At 62.6% G+C, this 1,492-nt stretch carries 2 protein-coding genes and 1 pseudogene; all 3 read left to right on the plus strand.

Features of this window, described 5'->3' with window-relative positions; all coding sequences use genetic code 11:
* Positions 1-771: 16S rRNA (cytosine(1402)-N(4))-methyltransferase RsmH (rsmH, locus tag DBR24_RS23645; RefSeq protein WP_256591766.1), on the plus strand; the 771-nt coding region annotated here is incomplete at its 5' end.
* Entirely contained in the window at positions 768-1,061 is a 294-nt protein-coding gene (ftsL, locus tag DBR24_RS23650; protein ID WP_085700842.1) for a cell division protein FtsL, read from the plus strand. The genes rsmH and ftsL, both read left to right, overlap by 4 nt.
* Positions 1,061-1,492 (plus strand): annotated as a pseudogene (locus DBR24_RS33430) (penicillin-binding protein 2); the annotation flags it as partial. The gene ftsL and the pseudogene DBR24_RS33430, both read left to right, overlap by 1 nt.

Consider the following 1,492-nt stretch of genomic DNA (forward strand, 5'->3'; position numbering starts at 1 on the left):
CCACAAGCGATTGCCACCGGGCAAACGCTAGCGGCCGAAGACGGCCGCTTTGTCGTTGTGCAGCGCAGCTTTGCCGAGCTCGGCTCGGTGGTTGCCGAGCACGGCCTGGCGGGCAAGGTCAGCGGCATTCTGCTGGATCTGGGCGTGTCGTCGCCGCAGCTCGATGACGCCGAGCGCGGCTTCAGCTTCCTCAATGACGGCCCGCTGGACATGCGCATGGACCCGTCCCGTGGCATCAGCGCGGCGGAATTCGTCAATACCGCACCGGTGGAAGAAATTGCCCGGGTGTTCAAGGAATACGGCGAAGAACGTTTCTCCGGTCGCATGGCCCGTGCCGTGGCCGAGCGTCGCGATATCAAGCCTTTCGAGCGCACCGCCGACCTGGCTGAAGTGCTGAAAGTCGCCAACCCGGCGTGGGAAAAGGGCAAGAACCCGGCCACCCGTGCGTTCCAGGGTTTGCGCATTCACGTCAACAACGAGCTGGGCGATCTGGAAGCCGGCCTTGATGCCGCGCTGGAAGCGCTGGAAGTGGGCGGCCGCCTGGTCGTGATCAGCTTTCACTCGCTGGAAGACCGCATCGTCAAACTGTTCATGCGCAAGCTGGTGAAAGGCGAAGCCGACAACCTGCCGCGCAACCTGCCGGTTCGCCACGTGGCGTTCGAACCGAAAATCAAAATTCATGGCAAAGCGCAGACGGCCTCCGATGCCGAACTCAAAGCCAACCCTCGTTCCCGTAGCGCCGTCATGCGCGTCGCGGAGAAGTTGCGGTGAGCAAGCTTTTCGCCAAGCCCCTGCCGGGCGGCAGCTTTCTGATGCTGCTGCTGTTTATCGGCGTGCTCGTGTCGGCCATCGGCGTGTCTTACAGCGCGCACTGGAACCGTCAGTTGCTCAACACCCTGTATAACGAGCTCAGCGTGCGCGACAAGGCGCAGGCCGAGTGGGGGCGCCTGATTCTCGAGCAAAGCACCTGGACCGCGCACAGTCGGATCGAAGTGCTGGCCACCGAACAACTGAAAATGCACATCCCTGGCGCGGCTGACGTGAAGATGGTGGCGCCATGATGAAACTCGAAGGGGCACTCTTTCCGTGGCGCTTCCGGGTGATGGTGGCGCTGCTCGGCATCATGGTTGCGGCGATCTGCTGGCGCATCATCGACCTGCAGGTAGTCGACCGTGATTTCCTTAAAGGACAGGGCGACGCACGCAGTCTTCGTCACATTCCGATTCCGGCGCACCGCGGCCTGATCACCGACCGTAATGGCGAGCCGTTGGCCGTGAGTACCCCGGTGACCACCCTGTGGGCCAACGCCAAGGAAATGCAGACGGCCAAAGAAAAGTGGCCAGCACTCGCCGCCGCGCTGGGTCAGGATCCGAAAGCCCTGACTGAACGCCTCGAGGCCCAGGCCAACAAAGAATTCATTTATCTGGTGCGCGGGTTGACCCCCGAGCAGGGCCAGGCCGTGCTCGACCTTAAAGTGCCGGGCGTGTATGGC

The sequence above is a fragment of the Pseudomonas sp. HMWF006 genome, assembly GCF_003061205.1.
Taxonomy (GTDB): Bacteria; Pseudomonadota; Gammaproteobacteria; order Pseudomonadales; family Pseudomonadaceae; genus Aquipseudomonas; species Aquipseudomonas monsensis.